An 18,339-nucleotide genomic window follows, 5' to 3' on the forward strand; every position below is an offset into this window, starting at 1 on the left:
AACCGGGGGATCTGTCAGCCGGTGCGCGTGACGATCTCGTGACACACGACGGCAGCCGCCGCCGACCACGCCTGTGGACGGCACGCCGCCGGGTACGGGGCCGGCACGGCGACGTCGCTCGCGGCGTCACCGGCGTGCAGCTCCGGCATGCGGTAGGCGAACGCCTCGGCGGCGGCGAGCATTCCGTCGACGAGGATGAGCGCGTGCCGATGCAGGCCGGCCCGGGCCATTCCGCGAGCGACGATGGCCGTGTCGTGCGCCCAGACGCTGCCGCCGTGATAGCTGAGCGGCCAGTAGCCCCCGGCATCCGTCGACATGGTCCGCAGCCCGAAGCCCGACGACATCGACGGCCCGGTGAGCAGGTCGGCGACCGCGCGCTCCTCGTCGGGGTCGAGGATGCCGGTGCCCAGGAGGTGTCCGGCGTTCGAGGTCAGCGTGTCGACGGGGCGGCCCTCGCGGTCGAGCGCAATCGCGGGGTAGCGGCCCTCGGGCGTCTCGACCCAGAAGCGCTCGCGGAACCGGGTGCGCAGCTGCGCCGCCCAGGTGCGAAGACGCTCCGCCCCGTCCTCCTCGAGCGCGTCGAGCAGGTCGGCCGCCGTCATCGCCGCCTCGTATGCGTAGCCCTGCACCTCGGAGAGGGCGATGGGGCCGGCGGCGAGCGAGCCGTCGCGCCACTGGATCGAGTCCCCGGAATCCTTCCATCCCTGGTTCGAGAGGCCGTGCCCGGTCTCGTCGACGTAGTCGAGGAACCCGTCCGCGTTGGCGGCCGAGATCACCCAGTCGAGCGCGTCGTGCATCATCGGAAGGAGGTCCCGGACCTCGGCCTCCGGCATGCCGGCGGCGTGCGCCTCGGCGAGCAGCGTCACCCACAGTGGGGTCGCGTCGACCGTGCCGTAGTAGAGGGGCGGCAGTGAGATGCCCTCGCCGGGCATCGACAGCGTGCCGGCGCGCAGCTCGTGCGCGATCTTGCCCGGCTGCTCGGCCGTCTCCGGGTCTGCCGTGCTGCCCTGCAGTCGGCCGAGAACGCGCAGGGTGGATGCCGCCATGCCCGGGTCGACCGGCAGGAACAGCCGTGCGGCCCACAGCGAGTCGCGCCCGAACAGCGTGAAGAACCAGGGCGCGCCGGCGGCGAAGAACTCGTCGGGGTGGCCGGGGAGGGTGAGCCGGAGCGCGTCGAGGTCGTCGAGCGCCTGGCGCAGCCAACGCTGCAGTCGAGGGTCCGCGCCGGCGGCCTCGGGCACGGCCCACCCGATGTCGCGCGCGGTGCCGCGGACGACGAGGGACGGGTCGTCGAGGTCGACCTGCCACGAGACCGTCATCCGTGCGCGCGGCGGGCACTCGACACGCCACGTGAGCACGATGTCGTCGTCGGATGCCGCGACCTCCGCGCCGGGCGCGGACAGCCGCATCGACGCGGTGCCGGCGGTGAACGAGGCGGCGTCGGCCGCGAGCGTGCGATCCACCGCCGCTGCGGGCACCGTCCCCGACTTCACCTCCTGCATGGGGGTCGCGTCGGGGGTCACGGCCACCTCGAGGACGAGGGGGACCGCCTCGTCGAGGTGGGACACGAGGGTGAACTCCTCGGTGACCCGTCCGTCACCGACGACCCGGCGGCGCGTCATCCGGATCTTCGGGTCGGGTGTCCGGTCGTCGAGGCGCCGGAGCAGCGCCTCGAACCGCACGTCCGACGCCGAGTCCGCTGAACGTGAGATCCACTCCGGCGCGTGGGCCGCGGCATCCGCTCCGTAACGGACGCGCGTCGCGCGAACGAACCGGGTGTCGCCGTGGAAGACCCCGTCGATCGCGCCGGAACCGATCTCACCGTCGGCCCGCGACCACACCTGAGTGGGGGCGCGGAGGGCCACGACGGCGTCGGACAGGAAGGGCTGGAGGCCTGCGGTCATCCCTTGACTGCTCCTTCGGAGGTGTTCATGATGCGTTTCTGGAAGATGAAGAAGACGACGGCGACGGGGATCGTCATGAGTGCGGCCGCCGCGAGCTTCAACGGGTACTGCGTGCCTTGGCTGAGCTGGCCCGAGGACAGGCTCGCCACGCCGCGCGTCAGAGTGAACAGGCCGGGGTCCTGCACCGACACGATGAAGTGCGTCAGCTCGTTCCACGATCCCTGGAACGAGAGGATCACGATCGTGACGAGTGCCGGGCGTGCCATGGGCAGGACCACCGACCAGTAGACCCGGAAGGTGCCGGCGCCGTCGATGCGGGCCTGCTCCTCGACCGAGGGCGGGATCGACTCGAAGAAGTTCTTCATGATGAACACCCCCGCCGCGTCGACGAGGAGCGGAAGGATCATGCCCGCGTACGAGTCGTACATCCCCAGCTGGTTCAGGACGAGGAAACGCGGGATGAGGAGCACGACCGCGGGCACCGCCATGACGGCGACGACGAGCGCGAAGATCACGTTGCGGCCGCGGAAGGTGAGGCGCGCGAGCGCGTAGCCGGCGAGCGAGACGAAGAACACGCGTCCCAGGGTCACGAGGATCGTGACGATCGCCGAGTTCGCGAACCAGAGCGGGAAGTCGCTGTTGAGGAACAGCCGCTCGTACGCCGCGGTCGTGACGGTCTGCGGGATCAGCGAGATCGGATTGGATGCCGCCTCCTGCTCGCTCTTGAACGAGGTCGCCACCTGCACGAGGAACGGGTAGATGTACACGAGGGCCAGCGCCGCGAGGACCGCGTAGAGGACGATCTGCGTGGCCAGCGATCCTCGGATCATGCGGATCCGCCGAGCCGGTCGGGCGTCGATCGGCTTGTCGGTGAGGGTCTTCGTACGGACGAGGGTTCGATTGTCGGTCACGACCGCGCTCCCTTCGGGGTGTAGGCGCGGATGCGGCGCTTCGAGACGGGGCGCTCGCGCAGCAACCACCGCTGGAACAGCGTGAACGCGATGATGATAAGGAACAGGATGAAGGCGATGGCGGCGCCGATGCCCCAGTCCTGGTTGCTGAACGCCGACGTGTAGGAGAGATAGGCAGGTGTGATCGTCGTCTTGCCCGGCTGGCCCTTCGTGCCCGTGTAGATCTGGTCGAACACCTGCCAGCATCCGATCAGGCCGAGCGTGATGACCGTGAACAGGGTCGGTCGCAGCTGCGGCAGCGTGATGCGCCAGAAGCGCTGCCAGGCGTTCGCGCCGTCCATCATCCCCGCCTCGGTCAACTCGAAGCCGACGTTCTGGAGGGCGGCGATGAACAGCAGCATGAACGTGCCGCTGGTGGTGAAGACGGCCATGAGGATGAATGCGCTCATCGCGACCGACGGACCGGCGATCCAGTCCCAGCCCGAAAGGCCGAGGAATCCGGGCTGCGAGATCGCCGCGGGCGCGGCATCCACCCCGAACACGCCGAACAGCAGGTGCACGATGCCGCGGGGATCGTTGAACCAGTTCGGTCCCTTTCCGCCGGTGACCGCGGCGATGAGCGCGTTGACCGGCCCGGCGGCGCTGAAGAGGAAGATCCACAGCACCGTGATCGCGACCGAGCTCGTGACCGAGGGGAAGTAGAAGGCGGTGCGGAAGAACCCGCGGGCCTTCATCATGCGACGGCTCACGAGCACCGCGAGGAACAGCGAGAGGGCGGTCTGCAGGGGCACGACGAGGAAGACGTACCACGCGTTGTTGCGCAGGGCGGTACCGAAGTCGCGGCTGCGCAGCCCCTGACCGGAAGTCAGGGCGGCGTAGTTGTCGAGGCCGACGAAGTTGACGTTCGGGGACAGGGGGCTGCCCCGGCCACCCCAGTCCGAGACGCTCACCCAGAGCGCCATGAGGACGGGGAGGAAGAGGAACACCCCGAGGATCACGACGACGGGGGAGACGAAGAGCCACCCGGCGGCTCCCTCGCCGCGACGCAGACCGCGGGAGCGGTGGTCGCGGCGAGGGAGCTTCTCGGATGCCCGTTCGGTGGCGACGGGCGTCGACATGTCAGCCGACGATCGCCTCGAGGTTGCCCTGGACCGACTGCAGGATCGTCGCCGGATCGCCGTCCTTCAGCGTCGCGAGCTGCGCGTTGAAGTCGGTGAACACGTCCGAGACGCCGTCGTTGGTCGGGACACCCTGGGCGTAGTCCGCACCGGCAAGGAAGGCGGCGAGGTCCGGGTTGTCTGTCGTCCACTGGTCAGCGGCGGACTGCACCGACGGCATCGGTCCGAAGGCCTTCGAGAACGCCAACTGCTGGTCGGCGCTCGTCAGGTACTCGACCAGGTCGAGGGCGGCCTGCTGGTTAGGGCTGTCGGCGGCCATGCCCCAGCAGTTCGTGAACTGCAGGGTGCCCTTGCCGGCGGGGCCGGCAGGCAGCTCGACGACGAGCGGGTCGACGTCGGGGTAGTCGCCGAGCGCACCGGTGATCCAGTTGCCCTCGATGGTCATGGCGCCCAGCTGCTTGCCGAACGCCTCACCGCCCCAGCCGGCACCCACGTCGGCGGCGTAGGCGAACGTGCCGTCGGCCAGGTGCTCCTTCACGTAGGTCAGGGCATCGATGTTCTCCTGGCTCTCGGCGACGGCGCTGGTGCCGTCCTCCGAGACCAGGCGTCCACCGGCCTCGGCCATGAACGCGCCGACGCGCTGGTACTCGCCGCTGAAGACGAGCCCGGTCGTGTTGCCCGAGGTGAGCTTCTGCGCCGCGGCGGCGAGAGAATCCCAGTCGGTGGGGATGTCGGCATCCGTCAGCCCCGCCTGCTCCCACAGGTTCTTGTTGATGATCAGCTGCAGCGTCGAGAAGTCCTTCGGAGCGCAGTAGAACTGGTCGTCGTAGGTGAAGTTCTGCACGAGCGACGGGTAGAAGTCGTCCTTGTTCTCGAGCATGTCGCCGTACGCGATGACCGAGCCGTTGTCGGCGTAGCCGGCCAGGAGCTCGGTCGCGAGGTAGAACAGGTCGGGCGGGTTGCCCCCCGCGAAGCCCTGCGAGAGCTGCTGCGTGAGGTCGGTCGCCGCGACGACCTCGGCATCGACGCCGGTCTCCTCCGACCACGCGGCGACGGCGTCCTTGACGGCCGTCGTCTCGGCATCGCCGGACGATCCGATCATGATCGTGAGGGCGTCGTCCGACGAGGTGAGCTCGCCGCCGCCTGCTCCGGCGCTTCCCGAGGCGGCGGGGCCGTCCTCGAAGCCCGAGCCGCCGCATCCCGCGAGGGCGAGTGTCGCCGCGATCCCGATGCCGCCGAGTGCCATCCATCTGCTGTGTCGCATGTCCGTATCTCCTTCGATCCCGGTGCCGTCGATCGTTCCGACCGCGCTGATCTCGGTCGACTTTGAACGATCAAATTGTGGAATGATGCCCAACGTAAGAGGCTGGGTCCGTCACTGTCAAGGGGGTGCGCCGGTGAGTGAGAAGTCGATCACGATCGAGGACGTCGCCGCCCTCGCGGGTGTCTCGCGTCAGACGGTGAGCAATGTGCTCAACACTCCGGCGATCGTCAAGACCGCGACGCGTGAGCGCGTGCAGGACGCCATCACCCGGCTGGGCTACTCGCCGCACGCCTCTGCGCGCCGGTTGCGCACGCGCCGCAGCGCGACCATCGGCATCCACCTCGACCCGTACGCGGGCGGCATCTCGGGCGTCGTTCTCGACCGCTTCGTGCATGCCCTCACCGAGAGCGCGGGAGACCGGGGGCTGCGCGTGCTCGTGTACGCGGCATCCGATCAGGACGAGGAGATCCGGCGGATGTCGGAGCTCGTCGACGCCGGCGACGTCGAAGCGGTCGTCGTCACCGGCACCCGGTACGGCGACCGCCGACTCGCCTGGCTGACCGAGCGCGGGGTGCCGTTCGTGTCGTTCGGTCGCCCGTGGGACGTCGCCTCTCCCGAGGACAGCACCCACCTCTGGGTCGACGTCGACGGCGCGTCGGGGACCCGCGCGGCGACCGCGCACGCGCTCACCGTCGGTCGACGCGTGGCCTTCCTCGGCTGGCCCGCCGGGTCGCCCACGGGGGACGACCGCGAACGAGGGTGGCGCGAGGCGATGACGGATGCCGGTGCCCGCCCCGACCTGCGACTGTCGGCCGAGGAGCGGGTCGCCGAGGCGCGCGAGCGGGTGGCCGAGCTGCTGACCACGACCGCCGTCGACGCGATCGTGTGCGCGAGCGACACGCTCGCCGTGGGTGCGCACGTCGCCGCGGTCGGGGCGCAGCGTGCGGACGTCCTCATCATCGGGTTCGACAACACCCCCGCGGTCGAGGCGCTCGGACTCTCGAGCGTCGAGCAGCTGCCCGAGCTCGTCGCCGCGGGAACCCTCGACCTGCTCATGGCCGGCGGGAGCCGCATCGAACGGCGCGCCGCGGGCGAGGGTGACGGGCACGTCCTCGTGCAGCCGCGCCTCGTCGTCCGCTGAGGGCGGGTCGGTCCCGGCGCTGTGCCCACCCGCGGAGATCCGGCGAGACACGCCGTGGATCCGGGGCGACGCGCCGCGAGGATGACCGGATCTCCGCGCGACGACCGGGCCCTACCGCCGGCCGATGCGGCGCGACAGGTCGGCGGCCGCCTCGGTCGCGAGGTCGGCGAGGCGACCCGGGTCGGCGACGGTGTCCTCGGGCCAGGTGACGGCGATCGCGGCGGCCGGCCAGTCGGCGTGGTCGCGGACGGCGACGCCGACCGAACGGAAGCCGAGCGTGACCTCGCCGTCCTCGCTCGCGTGGCCCGCGGCGCGGGTCTGTCGCAGCAGTTCGCGCAGCTCCGCCGGGCGGCCGGGGCCCCGTCCGGTGCGCTGGGTGGAGAGGGAAGCCGCATCCGGGAACAGCGCGCGCACCTGTTCGCGGGGGAGGGCGGCGAGCATCGCGCGGCCGGTCGCGGTCAGGTGCGCGGGCAGGCGCACGCCGACGTCGGTGATGAGGGCGGGTCGCCGGGGCGCGCGTTCCTCGACGATGTAGAGGACGTCCCGCCCCGTCATGACGGCGAGGTGGGCGCTCTCGCCGGCGCGGTCGGCGAGCTGCGCGACGATCGGCCGGCCGAGTCGCGCGAGAGGCTCCTGTCGGGCGTACCCGCCGGCGAGTTCGAACGCCGCGGTGCCCAGCCCCCATCGACGGTCGCCGTCGAGGTGTACGACGAAGCCGTGGGATTCCATCGCCGCAAGCAGGTGATAGACACTCGAGCGCGGGAGGCCGAGCTGGCCCGCGATGGTCTGCGCGGCGACGGGTCCGCGCTGATGGGCGAGGAAGCTCAGGATGCGGAGAGTCTGATCCGCCGCGGGGACCTTCGGCTTGACCGGCCTGTCTGGTATCACAGACACATCATCCTCTGAGCGCCTGCGGACGACCACCCCCGCGCGCTGGAATCGGAGCATGCCCGACTCCGCCGTCCTGACCGCCGTGACCCTCGGCGACGCCCCGCTCACCCCCGCCGACGTCGTCGCCGTCGCGCGGCACGACGCGCGCGTCGTCGTCTCGGACGAGGCGCTCGCCCGCACCGCCGAGACCCGCGCGCTCATCGAGCGCCTCGCCGACGACCCGCAGCCGCACTACGGCATCTCGACCGGGTTCGGCGCGCTCGCGACGACGTTCATCGCGCCCGAGCGCCGGCGTCAGCTGCAGGCCAGCCTCATCCGCTCGCACGCGGCGGGCACGGGTCCCGAGGTCGAACGCGAGGTCGTGCGCGCCCTGCAGCTCCTCCGCCTGCAGACGCTCGCGACCGGCCGCACCGGCGTCCGTCCCGTCGTCGTCACGACCTACGCGGCGATGCTCAACGCCGGCATCACACCGATCGTGCACGAGTACGGGTCGCTCGGATGCTCCGGCGACCTCGCCCCGCTCTCGCACATCGCCCTCGCCGCTCTCGGCGAGGGTCCGGTGCGCACGGCGGACGGCATGACGCTCGACGCCGCCGAGGCCCTGGCGGCCGCCGGCATCCGCCCCCTCGTCCTCGAGGAGAAGGAGGGACTCGCCCTCATCAACGGCACCGACGGCATGCTCGGGATGCTGTCGCTCGCCCTCGCCGACCTCGACACCCTGCTCGCGACCGCCGACCTCGCCGCCGCCCTGTCGGTCGAGAGCCAGCTCGGCACCGACGCCGTCTTCGCAGCCGATCTCATGGCACTGCGCCCGCAGTCGGGTCAGGCGGTCTCGGCCGCGAACCTCCGTCACGCGCTCGCCGACTCGCCGATCGTCGCGAGCCACCGCGACCCCGCCGTCTGCACGCGCGTGCAGGATGCGTACTCGCTGCGGTGCTCACCGCAGGTGCACGGCGCCGCCCGCGACACCCTCGACCACGCCCGCATGGTCGCTCACCGCGAGCTCGCCTCGGCCGTCGACAACCCGGTCGTGACCCCCGACGGACGCGTCGAGTCGAACGGCAACTTCCACGGCGCGCCGGTCGCGTACGTCCTCGACTTCCTCGCGATCGCCGTCGCCGACGTGGCCTCGATCTCGGAGCGCCGCACCGACCGGGCGCTCGACCGCTCGCGCAGCAACGGTCTGCCGCCGTTCCTCGCCGACGAGGTCGGTATCGATAGCGGACTCATGATCGCGCAGTACGCCGCGGCCGGGATCGTCTCGGAGCTCAAGCGCCTCGCCGTGCCGGCATCCGTCGACTCGATCCCGTCGTCGGCGATGCAGGAGGACCACGTGTCGATGGGCTGGGCCGCCGCCCGCAAGCTGCGCCGCGCGATCGACGGTCTCGCCCGCGTCCTCGCGATCGAGGTCGTGACCGGATGCCGCGCCCTCGACCTGCGCGCCCCGCTGCAGCCCGCACCGGTCACCGGCGCCGTGCGCGACCTGGTGCGCTCCGTGGTCGAGGGACCGGGGCCCGATCGCTTCGTCGCCCCCGACCTCGAGGCCGCCACGCAGCTCGTCGTCTCGGGCGAGATCGCCCGCACCGCATTCGGATCGTTCGAAGGAGATCACGCATGACCGACACGACCACGACCCGCACGGTCCGCGCGGACCGCGGCAGTACCCGAACGGCCAAGAGCTGGGGCGCCGAGGCGGCCAAGCGGATGCTGATGAACAACCTCGACCCCGAGGTCGCCGAGCACCCCGAGGATCTCGTCGTCTACGGCGGCACAGGCAAGGCCGCCCGCACCTGGGAGGCGTACGACGCGATCGTCCGCACTCTCGACGAGCTCGAACCCGACGAGACGCTGCTCGTGCAGTCCGGCAAGCCGGTGGGAGTCTTCCGCACCCACGAGTGGGCGCCGCGTGTGCTCATCGCGAACTCGAACCTCGTCGGCGACTGGGCGACGTGGCCCGAGTTCCGCCGCCTCGAGCACCTGGGGCTCACGATGTACGGGCAGATGACGGCGGGCTCGTGGATCTACATCGGTACGCAGGGCATCCTGCAGGGCACGTACGAGACCTTCGCCGCCGTCGCCCGTTCGCTCGGCCGCGACTCGCTCGCCGGCACGCTCACCCTCACCGGCGGGGCGGGCGGCATGGGCGGCGCGCAGCCGCTCGCGGTGACGATGAACGGGGGAGCCGTGCTCGTCGTCGATGTCGACGAGTCGCGCCTGCGTCGCCGCGTCGAGCACGGTTACCTCGACGAGCACACCGCCGACCTCGACGCCGCCATCGAACGCGCGCTGGCCGCGAAGGCGGCCGGCGAAGCACGCTCCATCGGCGTCGTGGGGAATGCGGCGGATGTGTTCCCCGAGCTGCTGCGCCGCGGCATCCCGATCGACATCGTCACCGACCAGACGAGCGCGCACGACCCGCTCGCCTACCTGCCGTCCGGTGTGGCGTTCGAGGACTGGAAGGCCGAGGCCGCCGCAGACCCCGAAGGGTTCACGGAGCGTTCGCGCCGGTCGATGGCGCGTCACGTCGAGGCGATGGTCGGGTTCCAGGATGCCGGGGCCGCGGTCTTCGACTACGGCAACTCGATCCGCCGCGAGGCCGAGCTCGGCGGCTACGACCGCGCGTTCGCGTTCCCCGGCTTCGTCCCCGCCTACATCCGGCCGCTCTTCGCCGAGGGCAAGGGGCCATTCCGGTGGGTCGCGCTGTCGGGCGATCCCGCAGACATCGCGAAGACCGACCGCGCCGTCGCCGAGCTCTTCCCCGACGACGCCGCCCTGCACCGCTGGCTCGAGAAGGCGGGCGAGAAGGTGCACTTCGAGGGTCTCCCCGCACGCATCTGCTGGCTCGGGTACAAGGAACGCCACCTCGCGGGGATCAAATTCAACGAGATGGTCGCCTCGGGGGAGCTGTCGGGTCCGATCGTCATCGGCCGTGATCACCTCGACGCGGGGTCCGTGGCGAGCCCGTACCGCGAGACCGAGGCGATGGCTGACGGCTCCGACGCGATCGCCGACTGGCCGCTGTTGAACGCACTGCTGAACACGGCGTCGGGGGCGGCGTGGGTGTCGATCCACCACGGCGGCGGTGTCGGCATCGGTCGCTCGATCCACGCGGGTCAGGTGACCGTCGCCGACGGCTCCGCCCTCGCCGCCGAGAAGCTCGCCCGCGTCCTGGTCAACGACCCGGGCACCGGCGTCATGCGCCACGTGGATGCCGGATACGACCGTGCGAAAAAGGTCGCCCGCGAGCGCGGCCTGACCGTCCCGATGCTGGATGCCTGATGGCGACCCTCTTCACCGGCATCGCCGAGCTGACGACGAACGCGGATGCCGCGGCCCCCACCACCACGATCGCCGACGCCGCGCTCCTCGTCGACGAGGGCCGGGTCGCGTGGGTGGGTGCGGCCTCTGACGCCGAGACAGCAGCGGCAGCCCGAGACAGCGGTCCCGGGTCGCCGTCTCGGGCTTCGGGTGCAGTCTCGCGGTCAGAGATCGAGGTTGTCGACCTCGGCGGACGCGCGGTGATCCCGGGGTTCGTCGACAGTCACACGCACCTCGTGTTCGCCGGCGACCGCGCCGACGAGTTCGAGGCGCGGATGACCGGCGTGCCGTATGCCGCCGGCGGCATCCGGCGCACCGTCGCGGCGACGCGATCAGCCACCGACGACGCGCTCCGCGCCCGCCTTGCCGCGCTCGTGGCCGAACTCCACGCCCAGGGAACGACGACGTTCGAGGTGAAGACCGGCTACGACCTCACCCGCGACGGCGAAGAGCGCCTCGCGCGCCTGGCCGCCGAGGTCACCGAAGAGGTCACGTACCTCGGGGCGCATGTCGTGCCCGAGGGTGCCGAGCGCGACGCCTACGTCGACCTGGTCTGCGACGACATGCTCGCCGTCGTCCGGCCTCATGCGCGCTGGGTCGACGTGTTCTGCGAGCGGGGTGCGTTCACGGAAGTCGAGAGCGAACGCATCCTCCGTGCGGGAGCGGCGGCCGGCCTCGGTGTGCGGGTGCACGGCAACCAGCTGGGCGAAGGCCCCGGTGTGCAGCTCGCGGTGCGGCTGGGCGCGGCATCCGTCGATCACTGCACGCATCTGACGGATGCCGACATCGCGGCGCTCGCGGGATCGGACACCGTCGCGACGCTGCTGCCCGGCGTGGAATTCTCGACCCGCCAGCCCTACCCCGACGCGCGTCGCCTGATCGATGCCGGAGTGACCGTCGCGCTCGCGAGCGATTGCAACCCCGGTTCGTCCTTCACGAGCTCGATGCCGCTCATGATCGCCCTCGCGGTGCGCGAGATGGGGATGACGGTCGGCGAGGCGGTCTGGGCGGCGACCGCCGGGGGAGCGCGGGCCCTCCGCCGCGACGACGTCGGTCACCTCGGCGTCGGAGCGCGCGCCGACCTCGTGGTCCTCGATGCACCGAGCCGGCGCCACCTGGCCTACCGCCCGGGCGTGCCACTCGTCCACCGTGTCTACCGCGGCGGCGAGGTCCTCAGCCCTCGGTGACGTCGCGCGGGGTGTCCACGCTCCAGCGCGTCGGCGGCGTCGCGGTCGCGACATCCCAGTCGTCGGTGTCCCACACGAAGGTCGCGACCGCGCAGGTCGGCATCGCGCCGATCCCGCCGTCCGACAGGCGCTCGGCGAGGACCGTCATCCCCGGATCGTGTGCAACGACCATCACGTCGGTGACGCCGCTCGCCGCGGCGGCCGCGAGGAGCTTCGCGCCGGGCGCCCCGTAGAGGCCCTCATCCGCCTCGACGGAGACACCGAGGGCGTCGGCGAAGACCTGCGCGGTGGTCCGGGCGCGGACCGCCGTCGAAGAGAGGATCCGCGCCGGCCGGAACCCCGTCGTCGCGAGGCGTCTCGCCATCACCGGCGCGTGCCGCCGGCCGCGGTCGTTCAGGGGTCGCTCGTGGTCGTCGACGCCACTGCCCCAGTCGCTCTTGGCGTGACGGACGAGGATGAGGGTGATCATGCGAGTGCCCTTCCGGCGAGCAGTTCCAGGACGCAGAGTGCGGCGAGTCGGACCGTGCGAGCGTCGGCCGCATCCGCTGTCGCGTCGACCTCGACGATGTCGGCGCTGACGATGCGCCGGTCGCCGGTGGCCGCGCGGACGAGGGCGCGTAGCTCCCACGCCTCGAGTCCGCCGGGGACGGATGCCGGGCATCCCGGCGCGACGGAGCGGTCGCAGACGTCCACGTCGATGTCGAGGTGCACGTCGCCGGCCGCTCCGGCGATAGACAGCGCCTGGATCATGACGTCCTCGGCGCCGCGGCGCCGCACCTCGTCGAGCGTGATGACGGTGATGCCCAGGTCGGCGGCGCGGCGGGCGTAGGCCACCGAGTTGGCGAAGTCCGCGATCCCGATCTGCACGATCCGGCGCGGGTCGAGCCCGTCCTCGACGAGGCGCCGCACGGGTGAGCCGTTCGAGACGCCGTCGCGCAGATCGAAGTGCGCGTCGAGTGTGATGAGACCGGAGACCCCCGCACCCTGCGCGGTCGCATAGGTCACGGAGTTGTCGCCGCCGAGCGGGATCACGAGGTCCGCCTGGTCCCGGAGACCCTGGACGCGCTCGCGCACCCGGGCCTCACCGGCGGGTCCGTTCGGATCGTCGACGTCGCCGGCGTCCGCGATCCGGAGCGCCGCACTCAGATCGACCGGGGGAGGACCGAGCAGGGTCGGGCTGAACCGGCGCAGCGCCTCGCGCACCGCGGCGGGCGTCGCGTGCGCACCCGTGGGTGAGAGCGAGGTGCGGAAGGCCGGCAGGCCGAGCAGGACGGCATCCACCCGTCCCTCCGGCGACGGCCAGTCGCCGGCCCGGAGCCACAGGGGATCGACGGAGAGCGCCATGGTCAGGGGAGGAGGAGGTGGGCGACGGTGAAGATCACGAGCCCCGCGAGGGCGCCCACGACGGTGCCGTTGAGGCGGATGTACTGCAGGTCGCGGCCGACCTGCAGCTCGATCTTCTGGCTCGTCTCGTCGGCGTCCCAGCGCGCGACGGTGTCGGTGATGATCGACGCGATGTCGTGGCGGTAGCGGTCGACGAGGAACACGGCGGCGTCGGCGATGCGCTTGTCGACGCGCTCCTGCAGGGCCGTGTCGGTCGCGAGGCGGTCGCCCAGGTCGCCCAGCGCCGCCGCGACACGACGGCGCAGCGGGCTGTCCTGGTCGGCGAGGGAGCGCAGCAGGCCCGCCTTCGCCGTGTTCCACGCGTCGGCGGCGAGGGCGCGCACACGCGGGCTGTCGAAGACGGCGCTCTTCGCGCCCTCGAGCCGGCCGATGGTCTCGGGATCGTGCTGCAGGTTGTCGGCGAGTCGTTCGAGGTACTGGTCGAGCGCCTTTCGGGCCGGGTGCTCGGGGTCGCGCTGCACGGCCGCGACGAACTTCGTGGCCTCGTGGTAGACGGTGTCGTCGACCAGGCGCATCGCGACTGACGGCACCCAGGAGGGCAGCCGGCGTGAAACGAGGCCGTCGAAGGCCTCGCGGTTCGCGTCGAGCCAGCGGGCGATGCTGTCGACGCCGAGGTCCACGGCGCCCCGGTGGGCGTCGGCGTCCACGACCCGCGACAGCCACGTCCCGAGCGACGGACCCCACGACGGCGAGAGCAGGTGCTCGTGCGCGAGGTCGCTGATGAGGTCCTGCACCTCGTCGTCACTCAGGGCGGTGAGGATGCCGGTGGCCATCGTCGAGGCCTCCGCTGCGACGGTCTCAGCGTGTGCGGGGTCCTGCAGCCAGGTACCCGCCGTCCGCGCGATGTGCGTGGATTCGAGCTTCTGACGGACGACGCCGCCCTCGAGGAAGTTGGTCTCGACGAACTCGCCGAGGGTGCGACCGATCTCGTCCTTTCGCCGCGGGATGATCGCGGTGTGCGGGATGGGGATGCCCAGCGGATGCCGGAACAGCGCCGTCACCGCGAACCAGTCCGCCAGTGCGCCCACCATGCCGCCCTCGGCAGCCGCGCGCACGTACCCCCACCCCGAGAGGTCCTTCTCGAGGACGAACGCGATGACGAAGACGACGGCCATGAACAGCAGCGCACCGAGCGCGACCGCCTTCATGGTGCGGAGCCCGCGATACCGCTGCTGATCAGCGGTGCTCAGCGAGCCGTACGGGATGCGGGCCATTCGGCCATCCTGCCACGGCGCCCCTCACGCGCCGGGGCGACTCACGGCTCGACGGGACCGAGCCAGGCGTTGGCGAGGGTGCTGTGCACGGACTCGGGATCCGAGGGGTGGAACATCCCGGCGAGTACGTCGCGGTACAGCCGGCTGAGCTCGTTCCGCGTGAAGAAGGAGGATCCGCCCGCGACGAGCACCGCCTCGTCGACGACCTCCTTCGCGGCCACCACGGCGCGGTGCTTGATCGCCGAGAGCTTGGGGAACCACATCCCACCGTGGTCGACGAGCCCGTCGACGTCCGCGGCGAGGGACTCGACCTGCACCGGGAGGGCGTCGTAGGCCAGTGCCATGTCGGCGACGCGCCAGCGGATGTCGGGGTCCTGACTGTAGGTGCGGCCCGTCCTCTTCGAGGTGCGGGTGCGTGCGGTCTGGGCGGCGAGGTCGAGAGCGCGGCGCGCGATGCCCGTGTAGACCGAGGCGAGCAGGATCTCGAACGCGCTGAAGATGCCGAACACGAGCGGGTCCGGGCTCGGACCCACGGGCAGGCGCCGCACGATGCGATCCGCCGGGGCGACGGCGCCGTGCAGCTCGGTCGTGCGCGACTGCGTGCCCCGCATCCCCAGGGTGTCCCAGTCGTCGCGCGTCACGACGGCGTCGCTGCGGGGAACGAACGCGAACACCAAACGGGGATCGTCGGGGTCGGACGAGTCGAGTCCGTGCAGTCCCAGGTGCGTCCACACCGGCGCGAGCGACGTGAAGATCTTGGTGCCCGTGAAGGCGTACGAGCCGTCGGGCCGGGGCGCGGCATCCGTGTCACTGCCGAAGAGCACGAGGTCGTTGCCCGCCTCGCTGATGCCGAAGGCGAAGACCTCGCCCCGGACGGCGCCCTCCTGGAGGAAGCGGAGGGCGTTGTCGCCGCGGTCCGACATGACCTTCGCGACGCCCGTCCACACCAGGTGCATGTTGATCGCGAGTGCGGTCGCGGGAGCAGCGCCCGCGAGTCGCTGCTGCAGGACGGATGCCTCGCGCAGCCCGAGGCCGGCGCCGCCGAGGGCGGTGGGGACGAGGATTGCGAGGTACCCCGCGTCGCGCAGCTCTGCGAGATCGTCCTCGGGAAAGACGTTCTCGGCGTCGACGGCGGCGGCGCGCGAGCGGATCCGCTCGAGCAGATCATCCGGCAGGTGGGCGGCGGGGTCGAACGTCATGCTCCGAGCCCCCATGCTCGGACCGCGTCGAGGAGCGCCGCCGCGGCGGCATCCGGATCGTCGCGGTGCGGCGAGTGACCGGTGCCCGCGACGACGGCCATGGTCACGACCGGGTTCTGCAGCACCTGCCGGGCGAGCTCTCCCGTGAAGATGGAGTAGACCGCGGGGTCGCCGCCGATGACGTGGGTCGGCACCGTGAGGCGGGATGCCGCCTCCCGCACGTCCCACGTGTCGTTCTGCTCGCTCGTCTGCTCAACGGCCCAGCGGCTCGCCTGGGCGGCCGCGACCGCCTTGAGCTCGACGTCGAGCTCGACCCACTCGGGGTGGGCGGCTCGCACGGCGGCGACGGAGGTGTCGGCGAAGGCCTGTTCCTGGCTCGCGCGGACGACGTCGCGGTCGGCGTCGGCGAGGTGGATCGCGGGGTCCACGAGGACCAGATGCCGAGTCCACGCGGGGGTGTCGGCGGCTGCCACGGTCGCCGCAGCTCCACCGAGCGAGTGGCCGAGGACGAGGTCCCACGGCTCGTCATCGGACGGGCCGGTGTGGACGAGGTCGGTCGCGTACGCGTCGATCGAGTAGTCGAGGGCGCGGGGGGCGGTGCCGTGACCGCGCAGGTCGACCGCCTCGACCCGCCATCCGGCGTCGGCCAGGGCGACGGCGTAACGCCACATCAGGGCGCCGGTGGAACCCAGGCCGTGGACGAGGAGCGCCTGTCGGTCGGCGCGGGGGTCGCCCCAGCCGAGCCGGGGGAGGGTGACGGGTGACGGCATGCTCTCAGCCTAGGACGGGCCTCGCACCGCGGCGCCGGGCCAGGATGGGGGGATGATCTCCACCGACCTGGCACGCGAGCTGCGCGCGAGCGGCCTGATCTGGCGTCCCCGCTCCGGTGATCGGTTCCAGCTCGACGAACCCGAGTTCGAGGCCGACGTCTACACGGTCAGCGAGATGACGGTCGAGGCGCGCAGCTATCCGACCGGCGACCTGCTCGCCTTCAACGGCACGACCGAGTGGGCGCTGGACTCGGTCGCGCTCGAGGATGCGCTGTGGTTGCCGTCCGAGGCCCAGTTGCGCGAGATGCTCCGCGGCACGTTCCGCGCGCTCCGTCGCCTTCCCGACACGCACGAGGTCGAGATCGAGGTGGATGCCGCGGCCCACCGCTTCCGGCATCCCGAGCCTGCCGACGCCTACGGCTTGGCGGTGCTGTTCCTGCTCGGACGGATGCGCTGAGCCGCCTCAGGTGATGAGCGGGACGGGCTCGGTGTCGGGGATGGGGCTCGCGTCGCGGCCTCGCAGATCCGGGAAGCCGCGGACGAACACCGCCGCGACGAGCGCGCCGGCGACCGCGAACGCCGACGCGGCGAGGAAGGCGCCGACGGCGTCCATGGCGTCGATGAGGAAGCCGGCGACGGCGGAGCCTGCGGCGGCGCCGATGAGCTGACCGGTCCCGATCCACCCGTAGGCCTCCGCCGTCTCGCTGAAGCGCACGCTCGCGCTCGTGATGGCGAACATGACCGCCAGGGCCGGGGCGATGCCCAGGCCCGCCACGAAGAGCGAGGCGCCCATCCACCAGGCGTTGAGGCTGATCATGACGAGCGTCACGCCGACGGCGACGATCGTGAGGCGGCGGGCCATCGCCCAGCGGCCGATCGGGATGTGTCCGAATCCGAGCCCACCGGCGAGGCTGCCCACCGCGAAGACGGCGAGAACGATGCCCGCCTCGAGACCTTCGTGTCCGAAGGTGGCGACGACGCCCGCCTCGACCGCGGCGCAGGCACCGACGAGCAGGAAGCCCGTGACGGTAGACAGCAGGACGACCGGCTTGCCGAGCACGCGCCCGAAGCCGCGGCGGCTGCGGGGGATGCGGACGCGTCCGACCTCGGGGGAGGCGATGAACCACGTGCACCCGCCGATGAGGATGACGACGATGAGCAGCAGCGCCGGGACGGTGCCGACCTGGGTCGCAACGAGGGTGATCACTACGGGCGCGAAGATCCAGATGATCTCCTGCAGGCTCGCATCGAGCGAGAAGAGCGGTGTCAGCTGGCGCGAGGTCACGATCTTCGGATAGATCGTCCGGACGGCGGGCTGCACCGGCGGGTTGGCGATGCCCGCGATGAAACCGAACGCGATGAATCCCGGCATCCCGAACGGATTGAGCGCGAGCGCGAGGACCGCCGCCGCGCACACCGCGGCGGTCAGGGTGAGGACGCGCCGCATGCCCCAGACACCCATCCAGCGGCTGGTCACCGGGCCGGAGACCGCCTGCCCGATCGAGAGGGCCGCGAGCACGATGCCGGCTGCTCCGTAGGAGCCCGTCGACTGCTCGACGTGGAGGAGGACGGCGAGGCTCGTCATGCCGCTCGGGAAGCGGGCCGTCAGCTGTGCCGCGATGATGCGCGCGACACCCGGTGCGCGCAGGAGCTCCGAGTATCCCGCCACCCCTCCACCGTACTGGGCGCCGGGGACGTCCGACGGTGACCGGAGCGGACGCGACACGCCGAGACACGCCCGACACGCCGAGGTGCGCCCAGATCGGATGTCGGTGGCCCGCTCTAACGTCCGACCTGTGGACAACCGTCTCGTCCTCGTCGGGTTTCGGCCGGAATCCTGGCCTTTTCGATCCGGTCCCGAACCTGCTCGGTTGGGGATGAAACGGTGGAGAAGTTGTGTTGTACCTGTGGAGGACGGCGGAAAAACTACACGGATGTAACTACTACCCCTTGTGGTGCTTCCTGGTGTCGGCACCCATATGTAGTATTGAGCTCCCGGCAGGCTCCCAGCCTTCCGG

Annotated in this window: 16 protein-coding genes; 5 read left to right on the forward strand and 11 right to left on the reverse strand. The window is 71.5% G+C overall.

Annotated elements, in window-relative coordinates:
• Positions 1–14: 14 nt before the first annotated feature.
• The 4 genes from ACIGEP_RS02780 to ACIGEP_RS02795 are packed head-to-tail and all read right to left on the reverse strand — an operon-like array spanning position 15 to position 5,197.
• Positions 15–1,904, reverse strand: a complete 1,890-nt coding sequence (locus ACIGEP_RS02780; RefSeq protein ID WP_396660107.1) for a glycogen debranching N-terminal domain-containing protein — start codon at positions 1,902–1,904, stop codon at positions 15–17.
• Positions 1,901–2,815: a carbohydrate ABC transporter permease gene (locus ACIGEP_RS02785; RefSeq protein ID WP_396660108.1), complete on the reverse strand. Its 915-nt coding sequence runs from the start codon at positions 2,813–2,815 to the stop codon at positions 1,901–1,903. The genes ACIGEP_RS02780 and ACIGEP_RS02785 overlap by 4 nt, the downstream gene beginning before the upstream one ends.
• Positions 2,812–3,933 carry a carbohydrate ABC transporter permease gene (locus tag ACIGEP_RS02790; RefSeq protein ID WP_396660109.1) on the reverse strand — a complete coding sequence of 374 codons (1,122 nt, stop codon included), beginning with the start codon at positions 3,931–3,933 and terminating at the stop codon, positions 2,812–2,814. Before ACIGEP_RS02790 ends, ACIGEP_RS02785 begins: the two co-directional genes overlap by 4 nt.
• Position 3,934: 1 nt before the next feature.
• The gene (locus ACIGEP_RS02795) at positions 3,935–5,197 is read right to left on the reverse strand and encodes an extracellular solute-binding protein (protein ID WP_396660110.1); all 1,263 of its coding nucleotides are present in this window, start codon (positions 5,195–5,197) and stop codon (positions 3,935–3,937) included.
• A gap of 133 nt (positions 5,198–5,330) precedes the next feature.
• Between ACIGEP_RS02795 and ACIGEP_RS02800 the strand changes: the two genes are divergently transcribed.
• Positions 5,331–6,338 carry a LacI family DNA-binding transcriptional regulator gene (locus tag ACIGEP_RS02800; RefSeq protein ID WP_396660111.1) on the forward strand — a complete coding sequence of 336 codons (1,008 nt, stop codon included), beginning with the start codon at positions 5,331–5,333 and terminating at the stop codon, positions 6,336–6,338.
• 111 nt (positions 6,339–6,449) lie between these two features.
• Here the strand turns inward: ACIGEP_RS02800 and ACIGEP_RS02805 are convergent, their stop codons facing one another.
• Positions 6,450–7,232, reverse strand: a complete 783-nt coding sequence (locus tag ACIGEP_RS02805) for an IclR family transcriptional regulator (RefSeq protein WP_396660112.1) — start codon at positions 7,230–7,232, stop codon at positions 6,450–6,452.
• 52 nt (positions 7,233–7,284) lie between these two features.
• Between ACIGEP_RS02805 and hutH the strand changes: the two genes are divergently transcribed.
• Genes hutH through hutI form a run of 3 tightly spaced genes read left to right on the forward strand, consistent with a single transcriptional unit; the run spans position 7,285 to position 11,734 of the window.
• The gene (hutH, locus tag ACIGEP_RS02810; RefSeq protein WP_396660113.1) at positions 7,285–8,847 is read left to right on the forward strand and encodes a histidine ammonia-lyase; all 1,563 of its coding nucleotides are present in this window, start codon (positions 7,285–7,287) and stop codon (positions 8,845–8,847) included.
• The gene (gene hutU, locus ACIGEP_RS02815; RefSeq protein WP_396660114.1) at positions 8,844–10,508 is read left to right on the forward strand and encodes a urocanate hydratase; all 1,665 of its coding nucleotides are present in this window, start codon (positions 8,844–8,846) and stop codon (positions 10,506–10,508) included. Before hutH ends, hutU begins: the two co-directional genes overlap by 4 nt.
• Positions 10,508–11,734, forward strand: coding sequence for an imidazolonepropionase (gene hutI, locus ACIGEP_RS02820; protein WP_396660115.1), 1,227 nt, complete (start codon positions 10,508–10,510; stop codon positions 11,732–11,734). The genes hutU and hutI overlap by 1 nt, the downstream gene beginning before the upstream one ends.
• On the opposite strand, the gene ACIGEP_RS02825 is transcribed toward hutI, so the two are convergent.
• From ACIGEP_RS02825 to ACIGEP_RS02845, 5 genes are read right to left on the reverse strand one after another with little or no spacing between them, the layout of a single operon-like run.
• Positions 11,721–12,203, reverse strand: a complete 483-nt coding sequence (locus tag ACIGEP_RS02825; protein WP_396660117.1) for a SixA phosphatase family protein — start codon at positions 12,201–12,203, stop codon at positions 11,721–11,723. The genes hutI and ACIGEP_RS02825 overlap by 14 nt on opposite strands.
• Positions 12,200–13,078, reverse strand: a complete 879-nt coding sequence (locus ACIGEP_RS02830) for an arginase family protein (protein WP_396660118.1) — start codon at positions 13,076–13,078, stop codon at positions 12,200–12,202. Before ACIGEP_RS02830 ends, ACIGEP_RS02825 begins: the two co-directional genes overlap by 4 nt.
• Before the next feature lie 2 nt (positions 13,079–13,080).
• Positions 13,081–14,352, reverse strand: a complete 1,272-nt coding sequence (locus ACIGEP_RS02835) for a DUF445 domain-containing protein (protein ID WP_396660119.1) — start codon at positions 14,350–14,352, stop codon at positions 13,081–13,083.
• Positions 14,353–14,393: 41 nt separating this feature from the next.
• Positions 14,394–15,566 carry an acyl-CoA dehydrogenase family protein gene (locus tag ACIGEP_RS02840; protein ID WP_396660120.1) on the reverse strand — a complete coding sequence of 391 codons (1,173 nt, stop codon included), beginning with the start codon at positions 15,564–15,566 and terminating at the stop codon, positions 14,394–14,396.
• The gene (locus ACIGEP_RS02845; protein ID WP_396660121.1) at positions 15,548–16,321 is read right to left on the reverse strand and encodes an alpha/beta fold hydrolase; all 774 of its coding nucleotides are present in this window, start codon (positions 16,319–16,321) and stop codon (positions 15,548–15,550) included. The genes ACIGEP_RS02840 and ACIGEP_RS02845 overlap by 19 nt, the downstream gene beginning before the upstream one ends.
• A 52-nt stretch (positions 16,322–16,373) precedes the next feature.
• Between ACIGEP_RS02845 and ACIGEP_RS02850 the strand changes: the two genes are divergently transcribed.
• A complete protein-coding gene (locus tag ACIGEP_RS02850) occupies positions 16,374–16,778 on the forward strand; it encodes a pilus assembly protein CpaE (RefSeq protein WP_396660122.1) in 405 nt (134 codons plus the stop codon).
• A 6-nt stretch (positions 16,779–16,784) separates the two neighbouring features.
• On the opposite strand, the gene ACIGEP_RS02855 is transcribed toward ACIGEP_RS02850, so the two are convergent.
• Positions 16,785–17,990 carry an MFS transporter gene (locus ACIGEP_RS02855; protein ID WP_396660123.1) on the reverse strand — a complete coding sequence of 402 codons (1,206 nt, stop codon included), beginning with the start codon at positions 17,988–17,990 and terminating at the stop codon, positions 16,785–16,787.
• Positions 17,991–18,339 lie beyond the last annotated feature (349 nt).

This window comes from Microbacterium sp. NPDC077663 (genome assembly GCF_044542795.1).
Taxonomy (GTDB): domain Bacteria; phylum Actinomycetota; class Actinomycetes; order Actinomycetales; family Microbacteriaceae; genus Microbacterium.

Bases quoted from the DNA above. Each gene is read 5' to 3' on its own strand.
- hutI (WP_396660115.1), top strand. From the start codon at position 10,508: ATGGCGACCCTCTTCACCGGCATCGCCGAGCTGACGACGAACGCGGAT.
- ACIGEP_RS02850 (WP_396660122.1), top strand. From the start codon at position 16,374: ATGATCTCCACCGACCTGGCACGCGAGCTGCGCGCGAGCGGCCTGATC.
- ACIGEP_RS02830 (WP_396660118.1), bottom strand. From the start codon at position 13,078: ATGGCGCTCTCCGTCGATCCCCTGTGGCTCCGGGCCGGCGACTGGCCG.
- ACIGEP_RS02825 (WP_396660117.1), bottom strand. From the start codon at position 12,203: ATGATCACCCTCATCCTCGTCCGTCACGCCAAGAGCGACTGGGGCAGT.
- ACIGEP_RS02835 (WP_396660119.1), bottom strand. From the start codon at position 14,352: ATGGCCCGCATCCCGTACGGCTCGCTGAGCACCGCTGATCAGCAGCGG.
- ACIGEP_RS02840 (WP_396660120.1), bottom strand. From the start codon at position 15,566: ATGGGGGCTCGGAGCATGACGTTCGACCCCGCCGCCCACCTGCCGGAT.
- hutH (WP_396660113.1), top strand. From the start codon at position 7,285: ATGCCCGACTCCGCCGTCCTGACCGCCGTGACCCTCGGCGACGCCCCG.
- hutU (WP_396660114.1), top strand. From the start codon at position 8,844: ATGACCGACACGACCACGACCCGCACGGTCCGCGCGGACCGCGGCAGT.
- ACIGEP_RS02795 (WP_396660110.1), bottom strand. From the start codon at position 5,197: ATGCGACACAGCAGATGGATGGCACTCGGCGGCATCGGGATCGCGGCG.
- ACIGEP_RS02845 (WP_396660121.1), bottom strand. From the start codon at position 16,321: ATGCCGTCACCCGTCACCCTCCCCCGGCTCGGCTGGGGCGACCCCCGC.
- ACIGEP_RS02780 (WP_396660107.1), bottom strand. From the start codon at position 1,904: ATGACCGCAGGCCTCCAGCCCTTCCTGTCCGACGCCGTCGTGGCCCTC.
- ACIGEP_RS02790 (WP_396660109.1), bottom strand. From the start codon at position 3,933: ATGTCGACGCCCGTCGCCACCGAACGGGCATCCGAGAAGCTCCCTCGC.